Annotated in this window: 3 protein-coding genes; 2 read left to right on the top strand and 1 reads right to left on the bottom strand. The window is 72.6% G+C overall.

The genetic code is table 11. The annotated features are described in order from the left end of the window. Positions 1–51: 51 nt before the first annotated feature. A complete protein-coding gene (locus tag AOK09_RS35140; protein ID WP_055591250.1) occupies positions 52–567 on the top strand; it encodes an NUDIX domain-containing protein in 516 nt (171 codons plus the stop codon). 9 nt (positions 568–576) lie between these two features. Here the strand turns inward: AOK09_RS35140 and AOK09_RS35145 are convergent, their stop codons facing one another. Next, positions 577–1167: a DUF4352 domain-containing protein gene (locus AOK09_RS35145; protein ID WP_055591251.1), complete on the bottom strand. Its 591-nt coding sequence runs from the start codon at positions 1165–1167 to the stop codon at positions 577–579. Between the two features lie 285 nt (positions 1168–1452). On the opposite strand from AOK09_RS35145, the gene AOK09_RS35150 reads away from it, so the two are divergent. Next, positions 1453–1747, top strand: a 295-nt coding sequence (locus tag AOK09_RS35150; RefSeq protein ID WP_157876170.1) for a hypothetical protein, incomplete at its 3' end; no start/stop codon positions are given.

Below are 1747 nucleotides of genomic sequence, written 5' to 3' on the forward strand. Positions count from 1 at the left end.
GCGGGGAGGCGTCGCCGGGTCGGGGCCGGGCTGGTCTGGGAGCATCGGGGCATGGCCTCGACTGTGATCGACACCGTGACCGTCCCGTGGATCCTCCCTCCGCACCGGATGGATCTGCTGCTCTCCGACGGGATCCCGGAGGGGTACACGGTCACCACGGGTTTCGTCCTGGCGGTGGACCGCGACGACCGGACGCTGCTGACCCGGGTCGACCGGCCGGGCCGCGGCTGGGAGGTCCCGGGCGGGCATCTGGATCCCGGTGAGGAGCCCCGCTCTGCGGCGGCCCGGGAACTCGCCGAGGAGGCCGGCCTGGTGGTGCCCGCGGCCGGCCTGGTGCTGCTCGGTGGCCAGCGGATCACCCTGGTCGCCGATCCGCCGGCCGGCTACGGCTATCCGCGGCTGGCCTTCATGGCCTTCTACACGGTGCGGCTGGACGGCCGCGGTGCCCCCACCCGGCCGCACCCGGAGTCGGAGTGCGTGGAGGCGGCGTGGGTCGAGCGGGACGAGGTGCGGCGCCGCTGTCCCGGGGCGAGCTGGCTGCCGCTGCACGCCGCCCTGGCGGCCTGAGGCGGGCGGTCAGCGGACGTTCCACTGCCCGGTCTGGTCGGCGAAGCCGCTGTCCAGGCCGAACTGCACCTTGTCCAGCTTGGCGCCCTTGGGTACCTCGAAGGTGATGAACCCCTTGGCCGTGCCGCCGGGGGCGATGGTCACGTCGCCGGGGAACGAGGGGCCGGCGGTGGTGTCGGAGAACGAGGCGTCGAAGCCCTGCCCCTCGGTGTCGAGGACCTTGGCACCGTTGGACGGGCTGTCGTTGTAGGCCTTGCTGCCCGTGTTCCTGATCCGGAACTGCACGGCGACGAACCGCTTGCCGCTCTCCGGGGTGGTGAACTCGTCGGCTCCCTTGGCGTGGTCGACCACCTTCAGCACGGTGACGTCGGCCTTGGTGTCCATGCCCTTGAGGGAGATGGTGTCGCCGACCTTGGCGTCGGTCTTCTTCTTCGGCTGCCGGCTCTTCTGGCCGGACGACGACGCGGCGTCGCCGCCGGTGGCGGCGCCGGCCTTGGGAGCGGTGGCGACGGAGCTGCCGGTGCTGGAACAGGCGGTGGCTCCGGCGGCGACCAGCGCGGCGGACAGCAGGACGGCGGCGGTGCGGATGCTGCGGGACATGGGTGTCTCCCCCGTGATAGTGAGTGGCGGGCGCCGTTTGGGCGATGAGTCAATGACAGCAGAAGCTGTGAACTAGGTCAACACGATTCACGAAGCCTCTCGCGTTCACGTGGTCTCGGGTTGGCTTCGGCTGCCCGGGGGCCGGGGTCGTCGTCGGTCCGGGGCGATACGGTGATCGCGGCACCTGCTCAGCCATCCAGCCCGTCCCGCCCAGGAGCAGCCATGTACGGCCGGCAGCCCGCTAAGCCCCCGTCGTCCCCCGCCGCTCCCGGACCCTCGCGGCCGGTGGCCAAGGTGCTCTGGGCCCTGGTGCCGCTGCTCTCCTGCTCCCTGCTGGCCTTCGCCCCGGCCGTCTATCTGGCCGTCCGCCGCAGGCGCGCGCGGGACTGGGCGGGAGTGGTCTTCTTCGCCGGCGTCTCGGCGGCGCTGATGGTCGCCACACAGCTGGCCGCCAAGCCCGGCCAGCCGTACAACGCCGGCGACGCGGTCGGCATGACCGCGCTGGGCGTCGGCTGCCTGCTCGGCCCCGTGCACTTCCTGCTGATGGACCGTGAGCGGGAGTGGTACGGCCCGCCCGGGC

The sequence above is a fragment of the Peterkaempfera griseoplana genome (assembly GCF_001418575.1).
Lineage (GTDB): Bacteria > Actinomycetota > Actinomycetes > Streptomycetales > Streptomycetaceae > Peterkaempfera > Peterkaempfera griseoplana.

Excerpts from the sequence above, each read along its gene's own strand:
- AOK09_RS35140 (WP_055591250.1), top strand. The coding sequence starts at position 52 with ATGGCCTCGACTGTGATCGACACCGTGACCGTCCCGTGGATCCTCCCT.
- AOK09_RS35145 (WP_055591251.1), bottom strand. The coding sequence starts at position 1,167 with ATGTCCCGCAGCATCCGCACCGCCGCCGTCCTGCTGTCCGCCGCGCTG.